Origin of the sequence: Solwaraspora sp. WMMA2065 (genome assembly GCF_030345075.1) — a bacterium.
In the GTDB taxonomy this organism is placed as follows: Bacteria; Actinomycetota; Actinomycetes; order Mycobacteriales; family Micromonosporaceae; genus Micromonospora_E.
The window spans coordinates 2591739-2605258 of sequence record NZ_CP128361.1; the positions used below are offsets into that span (position 1 = coordinate 2591739).

A 13520-nucleotide genomic window follows, 5' to 3' on the forward strand; every position below is an offset into this window, starting at 1 on the left:
GTAACGCTAACCGGCCGGGCGACGATTCCCAATCCGGGTGGCCACAATCCGTACGTGATGCGCCGCGCATCCCACCATCCGGAAGATCACCAGCGCAAGATCACCGGAAACTCACCGTTCCCCGGCCGCCGGCACGCCGTCAGCGGCTCCATTGTCCGGCCAGCCGGGCGGCGATCCCACGCAGCCCGTCCGCCGGCTGGGCCAGCGCCTGCGCCAGCCCACCGCCGGTCTCCCCGCCGAAGTGGTCGACCAGGGCGCACGCCTCGGTGACGCCGGCCGCGGCCGACTCCCGCCGACCGGTGGACACCTGGCCGGCGACCACCACGCAGGGCAGTCCCCGGTCCCGGGCCGCGCCGGCCACCCCGGCGACCACCTTGCCGCGCAGCGACTGGTGGTCGAACGACCCTTCGCCGGTGATCACCAGGTCGGCGGCGTCCAACGCGGCGGACAGCCCGATCAACGCGGTGACAAGGTCGATGCCCGACTCGCACCGCCCGCCGAGGGCGAGCAGCGCGGCGCCGATGCCTCCGGCGGCGCCGGCCCCGGGCAGCGCGGCCAGCTCGGGCGGGCAGCCGGGCAGGTCCGCGACCAGGATGCCGGCGAACCGCTGCAGCGCGGCGTCGAGCAGCAGTACGTCGGCCCGGTCGGCGCCCTTCTGCGGCCCGTACACGTTGCTGGCCCCGTGCAGCCCGGTCAGCGGGTTGTCGACGTCGGTCGCGGCGACCAGCTCGACCCCGCGCAGCCGGGGTGCGCCGTCGAGGCGGTCGACCCCGGCGAGGGCCGCGCCGCCGTACGGCAGGGCGTAGCCGGCGGCGTCGAGGGGGGTGACCCCCAGCGCGGTGAGCATGCCGGCCCCGGCGTCGTTGGTGGCCGACCCGCCGAGCCCGACGACCACTCGACGGGCACCGTGTTCGACCGCCGCGACCAGCAGCAACCCCAGGCCGTACGAGGTGGTGTGTTTCGGGTCACGTTCGGCCTCGGTGAGCAGGTGCAGGCCGCACGCCTGGGCGCTCTCCACGTACGCGGTCGGTCCGGCGGTCACGGTCGCCCCGGCCCCTGGGCCGTCGACCAGCAGGATCTCCCCGGGTACCGGTCGGCCGAGTGGGTCGACCGTCGGTACCGGGACCCGCCGGCCGGCGGTCGACTCGGCCAGCACCTCGACGAATCCCGGACCGCCGTCGGACAACGGGCGCAGCACCAGCTCGTCGGTGGGCGCCCGGTCCCGCCACCCGGTGGCGACGGCGGCGGCCACCTCGGCGGCGGGCAGGGTGCCGGCGAACTTGTCCGGACAGATCAGGACCCGCATGGTCTGGCAGTGTGGCAGGCCACACTTGGGCTGGTCGCAGGCGGGCGGACCTGTGCGAGCATGGATCTCGTGACTTCGACGTGGGTTGAGCCTTCCAGCACCGCGACCGCCCTGTTGCTGCTCGGCCGGGGCAGCGACCCGGCCAGCGAGCGCGGCGTCGACTGCCCGGGCGAGCTCCCGGCACCCAGCGATCCGGATCTGGTCGCCCGGGCCACCGCCGCCAAGGCGGCGCTCGGCGACCGGGTCTTCGTGCTCGGTCACCACTACCAGCGCGACGAGGTCATCCAGTTCGCCGATGTCACCGGCGACTCGTTCAAGCTGGCCCGGGAGGCCGCCGCACGGCCGTCGGCCGAGTTCATCGTCTTCTGCGGTGTGCACTTCATGGCGGAGAGCGCCGACATCCTGACCGGCGACGCGCAGCGGGTGGTGCTGCCGGATCTGGCCGCCGGCTGTTCGATGGCGGACATGGCCGCCCTCGGCCAGGTGGAGACCGCCTGGGAGGCGCTGGCCGACGCGGGCGCGGCCGACTCGACTGTGCCGGTGACGTACATGAACTCGTCGGCGGACATCAAGGGCTTCGTCGGCCGCAACGGCGGGGTGGTCTGCACCTCGTCGAACGCCAAGCGCGCGTTGACCTGGGCGTTCGAGCGCGGTCAGCGGGTGCTGTTCCTGCCGGACCAGCATCTGGGCCGCAACACGGCGGTGCTGGAGATGGGGCTGGACGCCGACGACTGTGTGCTCTACGACCCGCACAAGCCCGGTGGTGGGCTGACCGCGCAGCAGTTGCGCGAGGCGAAGATGGTGCTCTGGCGGGGGCACTGTTCGGTGCACGGCCGGTTCACCCGCAGCAGCGTCGACGAGGTACGGATGCGGGTGCCCGGGGTCAACGTGCTGGTCCACCCGGAGTGCCGCTACGAGGTGGTCACCGCCGCCGACCAGATCGGCTCGACGGAGTACATCATCCGGACCATCGAGGCCGCCCCGGCCGGATCGGCGTGGGCCGTGGGCACGGAGCTGAATCTGGTCCGCCGGTTGGCGCTGGCCCACCCGGACAAGCAGGTCATGTTCCTGGACCGGACGGTCTGCTACTGCTCGACGATGAACCGGATCGACCTGCCGCACCTGGTGTGGGCGTTGGAAGAGCTGGTCGCCGGCCGGGTGCCGAACCAGATCACGGTCGAGCCGCGTACGGCGCACTTCGCGCGGGTCGCGTTGGACCAGATGCTGGCACTGCCCTGATCGGACAGGCTCCCTGATCGGATAGCGGACACCGCATCACCAGATCACCCAACGTAATCTAGCTCCTACGTATACGTGCCATCGTTCCCGAATTCGTGCCAATCGCAGCCGCTGCGGGATCCCACTTCCATCACGGAGCGCTATGCTGCCTCAGGCGACGAACGGGCAGCGCGGATCTTCGATGCTCCCCGGTGACAGCCGGTAACCGGATGTCACCCGAGGTCCACCGACCGCCGGCTCCGTACGCGGGTCGTCCGGTTTCACTCACCGCCGGTCGGGACATGTTGATCCCATCTCGCCGGGCCAGCTCCACCCCACAAGACGGCAGCATCGACGCGCTGGAGGTTTCCTTGACCGACGACGTCCTGATCGTGCACGGCGGCACTCCCCTGCACGGGCAGATCCGGGTTCGAGGCGCCAAGAATCTCGTCTCCAAGGCGATGGTGGCCGCCCTGCTCGGCGACGAGCCGAGCAGGTTGTACGACGTACCGCGGATCCGCGACGTCGAGATCGTCCGGGGCCTGCTCGAACTGCACGGGGTCAAGGTCAGCGACGGCGTTGAGGACGGCGAGCTGGTGCTCGATCCGGCCAATGTGGAAAGCGCCTCGTTCGACCAGATCAACGTGCACGCGGGGTCCAGCCGGATTCCGATCCTGTTCTGCGGCCCGCTGCTGCACCGGCTCGGCCACGCGTTCATCCCGGACCTCGGCGGTTGCCACATCGGTCCGCGGCCGATCGACTTCCATATGCAGGCGCTGCGCGAGTTCGGCGCGGTCGTCGAAAAGACCCCGCAAGGGCTGCACCTGACCGCGCCCAACGGTCTGCACGGCACCAAGTTCGAGCTGCCGTACCCGAGCGTCGGCGCCACCGAGCAGGTGCTGCTGACCGCCGTACTCGCCGACGGGGTGACCGAGCTGCGCAACGCCGCGGTCGAGCCGGAGATCGTCGACCTGATCTGCGTCATGCAGAAGATGGGCGCGATCATCAAGGTGCACACCGACCGGGTGATCGAGATCCACGGCGTTCCCCGGCTCGGCGGCTACTCGCACCGGCCGATCCCGGACCGGATCGAGGCAGCCAGCTGGGCGGCGGCGGCGCTGGCCACCGGCGGCGACGTCAACGTGCTCGGCGCGCAGCAGGCCGACATGATGACCTTCCTGAACGTGTTCCGGTCGGTCGGCGGCGCGTACCAGGTCACCGACGCCCGCCCACCGCGCGTCGGCAGCGCCGGCCAGGAGGGCGGCATCCGGTTCTGGCACCCGGGTAACGAACTGCGCGCGGTGGCCCTGGAGACCGACGTGCACCCGGGCTTCATGACCGACTGGCAGCAGCCGTTGGTCGTCGCGTTGACCCAGGCCCGTGGGCTGTCGATCGTCCACGAGACGGTGTACGAGCAGCGGCTGGGCTACACCGAGGCGCTCAACACGATGGGCGCGACGATCCAGGTCTACCGGGAGTGCCTGGGCGGTACGCCGTGCCGGTTCGGCCGGCGCAACTTCAAGCACTCGGCGGTGATCGCCGGGCCCAGCAAGCTGCACGCCGCCGACCTGGTCATCCCGGACCTGCGGGCCGGGTTCAGCCACCTGATCGCGGCGCTCGCCGCCGAGGGCACTTCCCGGGTGTACGGCGTCGACCTGATCAACCGCGGCTACGAGGACTTCGAGGCCAAGCTGGCCGACCTCGGCGCCCACGTGGAACGCCCCTGATCCGAACGCGTCCAGTCGCCGACCCGACGCGTCCTCGCCCGGGTCTGACGTACCCGTGCCCGGTTCGTGCCGTTGTGGCCCGGACCGGGCACGGTCGCGGGGCCTTCACCCACCGGTCGGCGCACGACGACCGGGTGCGAGGTGCGGGTGACGCACCTGGTTGGCTACCCTTCACGCGTGCCGTCGCTGTTTCGCCGCAAGTCCGCCGATGTCGTGGAGGCCGACCTGCCGGAGGACGATGTTCCCCCGTCGCAGGACGAGGCCGGGTCCACCCGTGCCCGCAGCCACACGCCGAGCAAGAAGGAACTCGGCGTGGTCACCCCGAAGCGGCCGGGTGCCGGCCGCCGACCGGCGGGCAGCACCAAGCCGCTGACCAAGCAGGAGGCCCGCGAGCAGCGGCGGGCCAGGCGGGCGGCGATCTCGGAGGAGTTCCGCCGCGAGGGCGGGCCCCGCGACCGGGCCCCGGAGCGGGGGCTCGCCCGCGACGTGGTGGATTCCCGGCGTACGGTCGGCACCTGGTTCTTCGGCGGGGCGTTGCTCGTGTTGATCGGGTCCGGGCCGACGATGCCACCGGTGGTGCAGTTGGCGTCGAATCTGCTCTGGGTGACGCTGGCGGTGCTGGTGGTCCTCGACTCGGTGTTGATCTCCCGCCGGATTCGTAAACTGGTCCGGGAGCGGTTCCCCAAGTCGGACCAGCGGATGGGCGGCCTGTACTTCTACGCCATCATGCGCGCGATGACGTTCCGCCGGATGCGCACCCCGATCCCCCGGGTGGAGCTCGGCGACAAGATCTGACCGGCCCGGCGGGCGCTGGACGGGCTACGGCACCCGAGCAGCCGGAGCGCCTCGGCGAGGGCGGAAAAGACACTGTTTCGATTCAGTACGGGCGGTTCGGTGGCGTCGACCGAGCCCGCGCGGCTACCCTCCATCCGCAACCACGCCGCCACTGGGCCGGGGGGACCCGATCGGGTTGCCACGGTCGCTCAGCGAGTATTCGACGAGGTGACACGCCGTGAGCGAGCCACACGGACCGCTGACACGGTTCTCGCCTGCCCGGCGGGCCGCCCGTAACGACACCCGCGGCGAGGTGCCGGCGTGACCGAGGGGTACTTCGACCGTCGTTGGCAATCTTGGCAGTGGGAAGACGACGGCGCACCGGACCGTTCGGCCGACGGACATCGTGACGTCAGCTGGGACGACGACGACCGGTGGGAAGCGATGCGCCGGGCGCGGGATCACCGGCCGCAGGAACCGGGCTGGGTCACCGATCCGACCAGCGAATGGGTGCCGCTGCCGGGTCAGCGCTACCCCGGCGACAACGGCGCGGGTCGGTCGGTCCGACGGGAGCCGACCAGCCGCGGTGTCAGCCGTGGGCGAGCCAACGTCTACCAGTCCGGTTCCGGATCCGGGCGGGCACCTGTCGGCGACCGGACAGACCAGCCCCCGGCCCGCAGGCCGCAGTTTGACGCCGACCGGGCCCGGCGGGACGGTCACCGCGAGGCGCCACGCCCGAACGGACCTGGGCCGGAAGCCGCCGGAGCCGCTGGCTGGTTCGCCGAGGGCGGCCAGCAGCAGCCGTCCCACACCGACGGGACCGGCCGTCGGCAGCATCCCGACGACGTGTTCCACCAACGCCGCCGGCATCCGGACGCTGTCTTCCATGAGCGCCCGCACCCACCGGAGCGACGCCGTGGTGGTCCACCCGCCGAGCGGGAGCGGCCCCAATGGCAACCGGCTGAGCCGTTCGACCGGGACCGGCCGCAGCCTCGTGACCAACGGCCGCCGGTGCGGCCGGACGGCCCGGTGTCCCGGTGGGACCAGCACCACCGGGCAGGCCCACCGGACGGCCCTCGCCGGGACGGACAGCAGCCCTCGGACGCCGACCCGCGCCGCACCCCGCAGCGGTGGCATGCGCCACCACCGACGGCACCCGCACCACCGACGGCACCGCCGACACCGGCACCGGATCGCCCGGCGGCCGCCCGCCAACACGCCCGGCAGCCGGGGCCGGACGAGGTGTACCGGGTCAAGCCCGCCGCCCAGGCGCCTCCGCCGACGCCCACTCCGACGCTGGCACCCACGTCTCCGGCGGCACGGCCCCGGCCAGCCGCTCCGGTCGCCCCGGAGCGTCCGACAGCGTCCCCGGAGGGTCAGGTCTCCGGCGCGGTCCCGCCACCGCCGGGTCGGATGCCCACGGCAGGGGCGGTCACCGACGGCCGGATCCACCGACCGGTTCCGGGTCAGACCGGCGAACAACTGCCGATTCCGGTCTCCGCCCCGGCCGGGCCGCCCCCGGAGTTCCGGGTGCAGACGCCGACCGGCGAGCACCCGCAGATCCGGCCGGTCCCCCGAGGGGAGGATGCCGCCACACCGGAGTACGTGGTGCGCGCCAAGGCCGAGCCGCGGCACGCCCCGCCGCCGTACATCGTGCGCCCGCAGCCAGACCAGCCAGCACCGCCGCGACCGGCGCAAGCCTCCCCGACGGTGCCCATGGCTGCTCCGCCGACGCCGGTCTTCCCCACCGCCGCACCGTCCGGTCGGGTTCCGTCCGACGCCTCGGTCCCAGTCCCGGCGGAGGCCCCAGCCGAGGTCCCGGCGGAGGCCCCACTCCAGTCGGACCTTTCGGTGTCACCGGCCGCCGCGCTGGTACGGCCGGACGCAGCGCCCGCTGCGGAAACCTCCACCACTGCGGACAGCGACGGTGGACCGGCTCCGCTGCCCGACCAGCTCAATACCGACCCGGTCGACACCGACCCGGTCGACACCGACCCGGTCGACACCGACCCGGTCGACACCGACCCTGCTGCCGGACCAACCGACGATCCGACCGGTACCGCCCCGGACGACAACGATGGCGGCTCCGGCCCTACCGGGCCGCCGGCCAGTCCGGACACCGTCCTACCGGTCACCGGGACCGCCGCCGGTTCGGCAACGGCGCTCGGCGCACCCACTATGCTGGCCCCGCTCGTACAGCCGGACCAGCCGGCCGACGAACCCGACCCGGCACCGGATCCCGAGACCGCACCGGACGAGACCGAGCCCCAGCTCAGCGACCCCGAACAGATGCTGTCGTCGTACCACTGGCGTTTCCACCACGAGACGCTGCGTGAGCTGGTGGACAATCCCGACGAGTTCCGGGCCATCCGGGACCGGCTCACCGAGAAGATCGAACCGGCGACCGACAACGCCACCCGGGCCCGGCTGTTGAGCCTGCGGGCGGTCGTCTCCCGGATCCTCGGCGACCTCGGCAAGGCACTGGCCGACGCCAAACTGGCGCTGGCGCACGCCGAGGCGACCGGGGAGCTACGCCGGGTCGCGATCGCCCAGGCGCGGCTGGCGCACGTGCTGCAGTGGCGGGGTGACTTCGCCGAGGCGGACCGGTTGTTCGAGGAGGCCAACTCGGCCGAGCTACCCGACCGGCTCCGGGCCACGATGCACGAACATGCCGGCCGGTCCTGCTACGACCAGGGCCGCTACATGGAGGCGTGCAACCACTTTGAACGTGCGCTGGAGCTGCGCAAGGTCGAGGATCCGGACCTGATCGCGCGTACCGAACTCGCGCTGGACGCGGTGTTCGCCAAGGTCGCCGAGAACGGTTGGGGGCCGTACCCCCGGGACCGGGAGGAGATCCTGCGGCTGCACCGTCCGCCGCGACCGACCTTCAACGACCGGGCCCAGCAATGGGGGTACGCGGGGGTCGACGGCGAGCTGGTGATCGCTCCCGGCTACGCCGACGTCCAGCCGTTCCACGAGGGGGTGGCCTGGGTCCGCCGGCCGGAGGCCAAGTGGTGGGAGCTGATCGACGAGTCGGGGACGACGGTGATCGCGCCAACCGCCGGCTACATCGGGGTCGGCTCGTTCTCCGACGGACTCGCCTGGGTCACCGCCGACGGCACCGGCAGCTGGATCGCCATCGACCGGAACAACACCGTGGTGATCGGGACCGGCTTCGAGGACGTACGCCCGTTCCGGCGCGGCGTCGCGGTGGTCCGGCGCGGGGGCTGGGGCGCGGTCGACAAGACCGGCCGGATGCTGCTCCCGCCCCGGTTCGGCGGCTTCCCGACCGCACTCACCGACGGCCGCTACATCGACGGCTTCACCGACGAGGGTTTGGCGATCATCGACTCGGGTGGGCGCAAGGGCGTGGTCGACCGGTCCGGACGCATGGTCGTACCACCGGTGCATCCGGCGATGGCGATCCATCCGGTGGCGTTCCTGGTCGCGGCCCCCAACGGACACTGGGGGGCGTTGGACCGGCGCGGGGAACCGCTGATCGACCCGGTGCTGCCCAGCCGCGCGGACGTGATGGACGAGATCGACCGGCTGCTGGCCGACACCAAACCGCTGCTGTGACGCGGCGGTACGCGGCGCCCGTACCGGACAACCGGTCCGTCGGCACCATCGCGAGATCGATTTACCGCTGTACGTAAGCTCATGCCGAACCCCCCGGCGGGCCGACCGACGACTAGGGTTGGGGCATGGAATTCCGACACCTAGGCCGCTCCGGCATGCTCGTCAGCGAGATCTCCTACGGAAACTGGATCACCCACGGATCGCAGGTGGAGGAAGAGGCAGCCAACGCCTGCGTGCGCGCCGCGCTGGACGTCGGCATCACTACCTTCGACACCGCCGACACGTACGCCGGCACCCGGGCCGAGGAGGTGCTCGGCCGAGCGCTGCGTGGCGAACGCCGGGAAGGGCTGGAGATCCTGACCAAGGTCTTCTGGCCGACCGGCGAGGGGCGCAACGACCGGGGACTGTCCCGCAAGCACATCATGGAGTCGATCAACGGCTCGCTGCGCCGGCTGCAGACCGACTACGTCGACCTTTACCAGGCGCACCGGTTCGACTACGCCACGCCGTTGGAGGAGACGATGGAGGCCTTCGCCGACATCGTGCATTCCGGCAAGGCCCACTACATCGGGGTCTCGGAGTGGAACGCCTCGCAGATCCGTCAGGGTCACGCGCTGGCCCGTGAGCTGAAGATCCCACTGGTGTCCAACCAGCCGCAGTACTCGATGCTGTGGCGGGTCATCGAGGCTGAGGTGATCCCGGCCAGCGAGGAACTCGGCGTCGGGCAGATCGTCTTCTCGCCGCTGGGTCAGGGTGTGCTCACCGGCAAGTACCAGCCTGGTCAGCCACCGCCGGCCGGCTCCCGGGCCACCGACCAGTCCGGGGGCGCAACGTTCATCGCCCGGTTCATGACCGACCAGACGCTGAGCACCGTGGCGCAGCTCAAGCCACTGGCCGAGCAGGCCGGCCTGTCGATGGCCCAGCTGGCCCTCGCCTGGGTGCTGCAGAACCCCAACGTGTCGTCGGCCATCATTGGTGCCACCCGGCCCGAGCAGGTGCGGGACAACGTCAAGGCCAGCGGGGTCCAACTGGACGGTGGCCTGATGAAGGCCATCGACGAGATCCTGGAGCCGATCGTCGAGCGGGACCCGGGCAGGACCGTCAGCCCGGCCAGTCGGCCGTAGCCGGCCCCGTGCGAGGTCATGCCGCTGCGGGCGGAGCCGCAGCGGCATGACGCGTCGTAGGTGCACGCACCCGGCCCGGCGCTAATGGACCGCCGCCACGCCGGGCGGCCGTCAGGACCAGAAACGGATCAGCGCCAACCCGTAGCCGTAGAGCGGCGCGGGCAGCCCGAACATGTCGCCCAACCAGAACACGGCCCGGAAGAACGCGCCGCCGATCTGGTCGTCCCACAGCAACGCGAACAGGCCGATGAAGCCGAACGGCGCGAGCACCTGGTAACCGCGCTGCCAGGCCGGTGGCAGCCACGGTTGGACCATGTTGCCGCCGTCCAGTCCGGGGACCGGCAGCAGGTTGAGCACACTGGCGGTCAACTGCAGGAAGCCCAGCAGGGCGATCCCCGCCCAGAACTCCTGGCGGGTGCCCGGATCCACACCGGCGAGGAACGGCACCGCGAGCACCACCGCGAGAGACACGTTGACCGCCGGGCCGGCGAGGCTCACCAGGGTGTGCCGGACGCGGCCCGCGATCCGGTGCCGGTCCACCCAGACCGCGCCGCCGGGCAGGCCGATCCCGCCGAGCAGGACCACCAGCACCGGCAACGCGACGGACAGCAGCGGATGGGTGTACCGGAACGGGTTGAGCGTCAGATAGCCGCGGCGCGCCACGCTGCGGTCACCGAACCGGTAGGCAACCAGCGCGTGCGCGTATTCGTGCAGGCAGAGCGAGACCAACCAGCCGCTGACCACCAGCACGAAGACGGCCACCCGGGCGTACCGCTCACCCGACCAGGCGAGTGCGCCACTGCCGGCCACCAGTGCGACCAGGACGAGGAAGACCGGACTGGGCCGCCAGCTCGTCGTCGGCCGACCGGCCCGCAGGCCACCCGACGGTCCGTCGGACGGCACCGGCCGCATCTCACTTGCCTGCCGGCAGCAGACTCATCCGGTACTCGGTGCGGTCGTCCTCCAACAGCTCGACCGAGGCGACGCCTGCCGCGGCCAACTCCCGCCAGGCCTGGCCGATCCAGGACTCGGCGTCGGCCTGGGTGCCGAACGTCTCGGCCGGCCCCTGCGTGGGCTGACCTTCCGCGTCCACGTACCGCCAACTCCATGGCATGTGCTGCTCCCCTCGGCGATGGACGCCGCAAGCCTAGCCGCGGCCGGTGACATCCCACCTCACCGGAGCACGGCCGGCACCGCCCCGGCAGGTCACGGCCGGCCGCGCCCGCCGTAAGGTACTGGCATGTCCGTTGGCGGGTGGCAGTCCATTCTTGTACTCGGTGGAATCCGGTCCGGCAAGTCCGACTTCGCCGAGTCCCTGATCACCGGTGATCCGATGGTGCGTTACGTGGCGACGGGTGCGGCCGATCCGTCCGACGCCGAGTGGCTCGCCCGGATCGAGGCGCACCGGGCCCGCCGGCCGGCCGACTGGCACACCGACGAGGCCACCGGGGATCCGGGCCGGCTGATCGAGGCGATCTCGTCGGCCCGCGCGGATGAGACGCTGCTCGTCGACGACCTGGGCGGTTGGGTCGCCGCGCTGCTCGATCCGACCCGGCAACCAGCCGACGACCGGGCCACCATCGCTGAGCTCTGTGCTGCGGTGCGGTCCTGCCCGGCCCGGTTGGTGCTGGTCAGCCCGGAGGTAGGGCTGGCGTTGGTGCCGTCCACACCGGTCGGGCGGGCGTTCGCGGACGCGCTCGGCTCAACCAACCAACTGCTGGCCGAGGTGTCCGACGCGGTAGTGCTGGTCGTGGCCGGACAACCGGTGCAGCTCAAGTCGACCGGTCCGGCCGCGACCGCCACGGTGACCAGCCCGGAGCCGCAGTCGCAAGCCGGGCCGGAGCCGGCCGCGACCAATGGGTCCGGCGCGGCGGCACAGATCGCCCCCGGGATGACCCTGCCGATGCCGGCGGAGAAGACCCGGACCGCCGGCATCGCCCGGCTGGGCCAGCTGGACCTGCCCGGAGCCGGGTTCGGTGCGCTCGAGAACGTCATCGGCTTCGCCGCCGGTACGCAGGACGCGACCAGCCCGCAACCGTGGGACCAGGTCCAGGTGGTGCTGGTCCACGGCGACCACGAAGGTGGAGTCGCCGCCGGCGACAGCCCGCAGGACTCGGCGCGCCGGGCCGACCAGGCCCGCGCCGGCCACGGGGCGCTGGCGCGGCTGGCCGCCACCGCCGGTGCGGTCGTCGACGTCGTTGCCGCCCCCGTCGCCGCCCCGATCGAACATCAGCCGGCGCTCACCCCCGACGAGGTGAACAGCGCCTTGGCAACCGGGTGGGAGGTGGCGCAGCGGGCCGGCCGGGCCGGCGTGGCGGCGATCGTCATCGCCGCCTGCGGCGCGGGCGGTGCCGCCGCAGCGGCCGCCGTCGTCGCGGCGACCACCGGGGCGGAACCGGCGGCGCTGCTCGGCCGGGTGTCCGCAGCGGGCGGAAAGGTCGACGACGCCGCGTGGATGTCGCGGTGCGCCGCCGTACGCGACGCGCTGCACCGCACCCGGCGCGGCACCCGTGGTGCCCGGGAGGTGCTGGCGGAGTACGCCGGCGGGGACGTCGCGGTGGCCACCGGGGTGCTGCTCGGCGCGACCGCCAACCGGATCCCGGTGCTGCTGGACGGCCCGGTCGGGGTGGCCGCCGCGCTGGTCAGCCGGGATCTCGCCGGCCAGACCCGGCACTGGTGCCTGCTGCCCGACCACGGCCGGCAGCCGACCGTTCGGCACGCGGCGGACGTACTCGGCCTGACCCCGCTTCTGGATCTGCGGCTCGACCTGGGTGAGGGCGCCACCGCGCTGGCCGCGTTGCCGCTGCTGCGTTCGACGCTCGCCCTGGCCGACACGCTCGGCGAACACCCGACGTTCGCCGAACCGGAGCCGGCCGGTCCCGGTCCGGCGGCCGCCGGACCGGCCGCCGCCGACCCGGTGCGGTGACCGCCGGACCGCCCACCGGTCCGGGACATGCGGTGTCCGCCGGCGTCCGGCTCGCCGTCACCACCTTCACCGTGTTTCCGCTGCGGCCCGGTCCGGTGCACCGACCGGCGGCGGCCGCGGCGATGGCGGTCGCCCCGGTGGTCGGCCTCGGTCTCGGCGTACTTCTGGCAACGACCCTGCTCGCGCTCTCGGCCGCCGGAACCCCGGCGCTGGTCGCCGCTGCGGTGGTGACGGGCCTGGCTGCGGCGTCGACCCGAGGGCTGCACCTGGACGGACTGGCCGACACCGTCGACGCGCTCGGCTCGCACCGGCCCGCCGACGGCGCGCTGGCGGTGATGCGCCGGCCGGACATCGGCCCGTTCGGCGTGGTGGCCCTGGTCGTCGTGCTGCTGGCGCAGACGGCGTCGCTCGGTTCGCTACCGGCCGGACGGTCGTGGCCGGCGGTGCTGGCGGCGGTCGCCACCGCGGTCGCGGCAGGCCGCCTCGCGGTCACCTGGGCCTGCCGCCAGGCCGTGCCGGCCGCCCGACCGGACGGGCTCGGCGCGCTGGTGGCCGGCACCCAGCGGTGGCCGCTGCTGGCGGCCGGCACGGTCCTGGTCGCCGCCGTGGCGGTCGCCGCCGTACCCGGCCGACCCTGGCAGGGGCCGCTGGTGGTGCTGGGCGCCGTGCTGCTGTGGCAGACCTGGCTGCGCCATCTGGTACGCCGGTTCGGCGGGATCACCGGCGATGTGCTGGGTGCCGGGGTCGAATTCACCACCACCGCCGTCTACCTGGGCCTGGTAACCGTGCGGTGACCCGGTGTCAGGTGACCGGCCGTGCTGGCCGCACCCCGACCGGCCGTCGGCAACGGGCCACGGCGATCGGCA

At 72.7% G+C, this 13520-nt stretch carries 10 protein-coding genes; 7 read left to right on the forward strand and 3 right to left on the reverse strand.

Features of this window, described 5'->3' with window-relative positions:
- Positions 1-139 precede the first annotated feature (139 nt).
- Positions 140-1306 (reverse strand): glycerate kinase family protein, encoded by a 1167-nt coding sequence (locus O7610_RS11675; RefSeq protein ID WP_289213270.1) that lies wholly within the window; start codon positions 1304-1306, stop codon positions 140-142.
- A 69-nt stretch (positions 1307-1375) separates the two neighbouring features.
- Between O7610_RS11675 and nadA the strand changes: the two genes are divergently transcribed.
- From nadA to O7610_RS11700, 5 genes are all read left to right on the forward strand, one after another.
- On the forward strand, positions 1376-2545 hold the full coding sequence (gene nadA / locus O7610_RS11680; protein ID WP_281550760.1) for a quinolinate synthase NadA: 1170 nt from the start codon (positions 1376-1378) through the stop codon (positions 2543-2545).
- 281 nt (positions 2546-2826) lie between these two features.
- On the forward strand, positions 2827-4251 hold the full coding sequence (gene murA / locus O7610_RS11685; protein WP_281550761.1) for a UDP-N-acetylglucosamine 1-carboxyvinyltransferase: 1425 nt from the start codon (positions 2827-2829) through the stop codon (positions 4249-4251).
- A 177-nt stretch (positions 4252-4428) separates the two neighbouring features.
- The gene (locus O7610_RS11690) at positions 4429-5046 is read left to right on the forward strand and encodes a DUF3043 domain-containing protein (protein ID WP_289213271.1); all 618 of its coding nucleotides are present in this window, start codon (positions 4429-4431) and stop codon (positions 5044-5046) included.
- 300 nt (positions 5047-5346) lie between these two features.
- The gene (locus O7610_RS11695; RefSeq protein ID WP_289213272.1) at positions 5347-8604 is read left to right on the forward strand and encodes a WG repeat-containing protein; all 3258 of its coding nucleotides are present in this window, start codon (positions 5347-5349) and stop codon (positions 8602-8604) included.
- Between the two features lie 125 nt (positions 8605-8729).
- Positions 8730-9728 (forward strand): aldo/keto reductase family protein, encoded by a 999-nt coding sequence (locus O7610_RS11700; protein WP_278170376.1) that lies wholly within the window; start codon positions 8730-8732, stop codon positions 9726-9728.
- Positions 9729-9839: 111 nt separating this feature from the next.
- On the opposite strand, the gene O7610_RS11705 is transcribed toward O7610_RS11700, so the two are convergent.
- Together O7610_RS11705 and O7610_RS11710 are read right to left on the reverse strand one after the other, a co-directional pair.
- Positions 9840-10631: a site-2 protease family protein gene (locus O7610_RS11705; RefSeq protein WP_289213273.1), complete on the reverse strand. Its 792-nt coding sequence runs from the start codon at positions 10629-10631 to the stop codon at positions 9840-9842.
- Between the two features lie 10 nt (positions 10632-10641).
- Complete coding sequence (locus O7610_RS11710; RefSeq protein ID WP_281550765.1) at positions 10642-10842, reverse strand: hypothetical protein; 201 nt, start codon at positions 10840-10842, stop codon at positions 10642-10644.
- Between the two features lie 126 nt (positions 10843-10968).
- Between O7610_RS11710 and O7610_RS11715 the strand changes: the two genes are divergently transcribed.
- Entirely contained in the window at positions 10969-12654 is a 1686-nt protein-coding gene (locus O7610_RS11715) for a bifunctional adenosylcobinamide kinase/adenosylcobinamide-phosphate guanylyltransferase (RefSeq protein WP_289213274.1), read from the forward strand.
- Between the two features lie 32 nt (positions 12655-12686).
- On the forward strand, positions 12687-13448 hold the full coding sequence (locus O7610_RS11720; protein WP_281550767.1) for an adenosylcobinamide-GDP ribazoletransferase: 762 nt from the start codon (positions 12687-12689) through the stop codon (positions 13446-13448).
- The last annotated feature ends 72 nt before the right edge of the window (positions 13449-13520 follow it).

What these genes read in the sequence shown, in the direction of transcription:
- O7610_RS11675 (WP_289213270.1), bottom strand. Translation starts at nt 1,306, where the DNA reads ATGCGGGTCCTGATCTGTCCGGACAAGTTCGCCGGCACCCTGCCCGCC.
- murA (WP_281550761.1), top strand. Translation starts at nt 2,827, where the DNA reads ATGTTGATCCCATCTCGCCGGGCCAGCTCCACCCCACAAGACGGCAGC.
- O7610_RS11700 (WP_278170376.1), top strand. Translation starts at nt 8,730, where the DNA reads ATGGAATTCCGACACCTAGGCCGCTCCGGCATGCTCGTCAGCGAGATC.
- O7610_RS11710 (WP_281550765.1), bottom strand. Translation starts at nt 10,842, where the DNA reads ATGCCATGGAGTTGGCGGTACGTGGACGCGGAAGGTCAGCCCACGCAG.
- O7610_RS11715 (WP_289213274.1), top strand. Translation starts at nt 10,969, where the DNA reads ATGTCCGTTGGCGGGTGGCAGTCCATTCTTGTACTCGGTGGAATCCGG.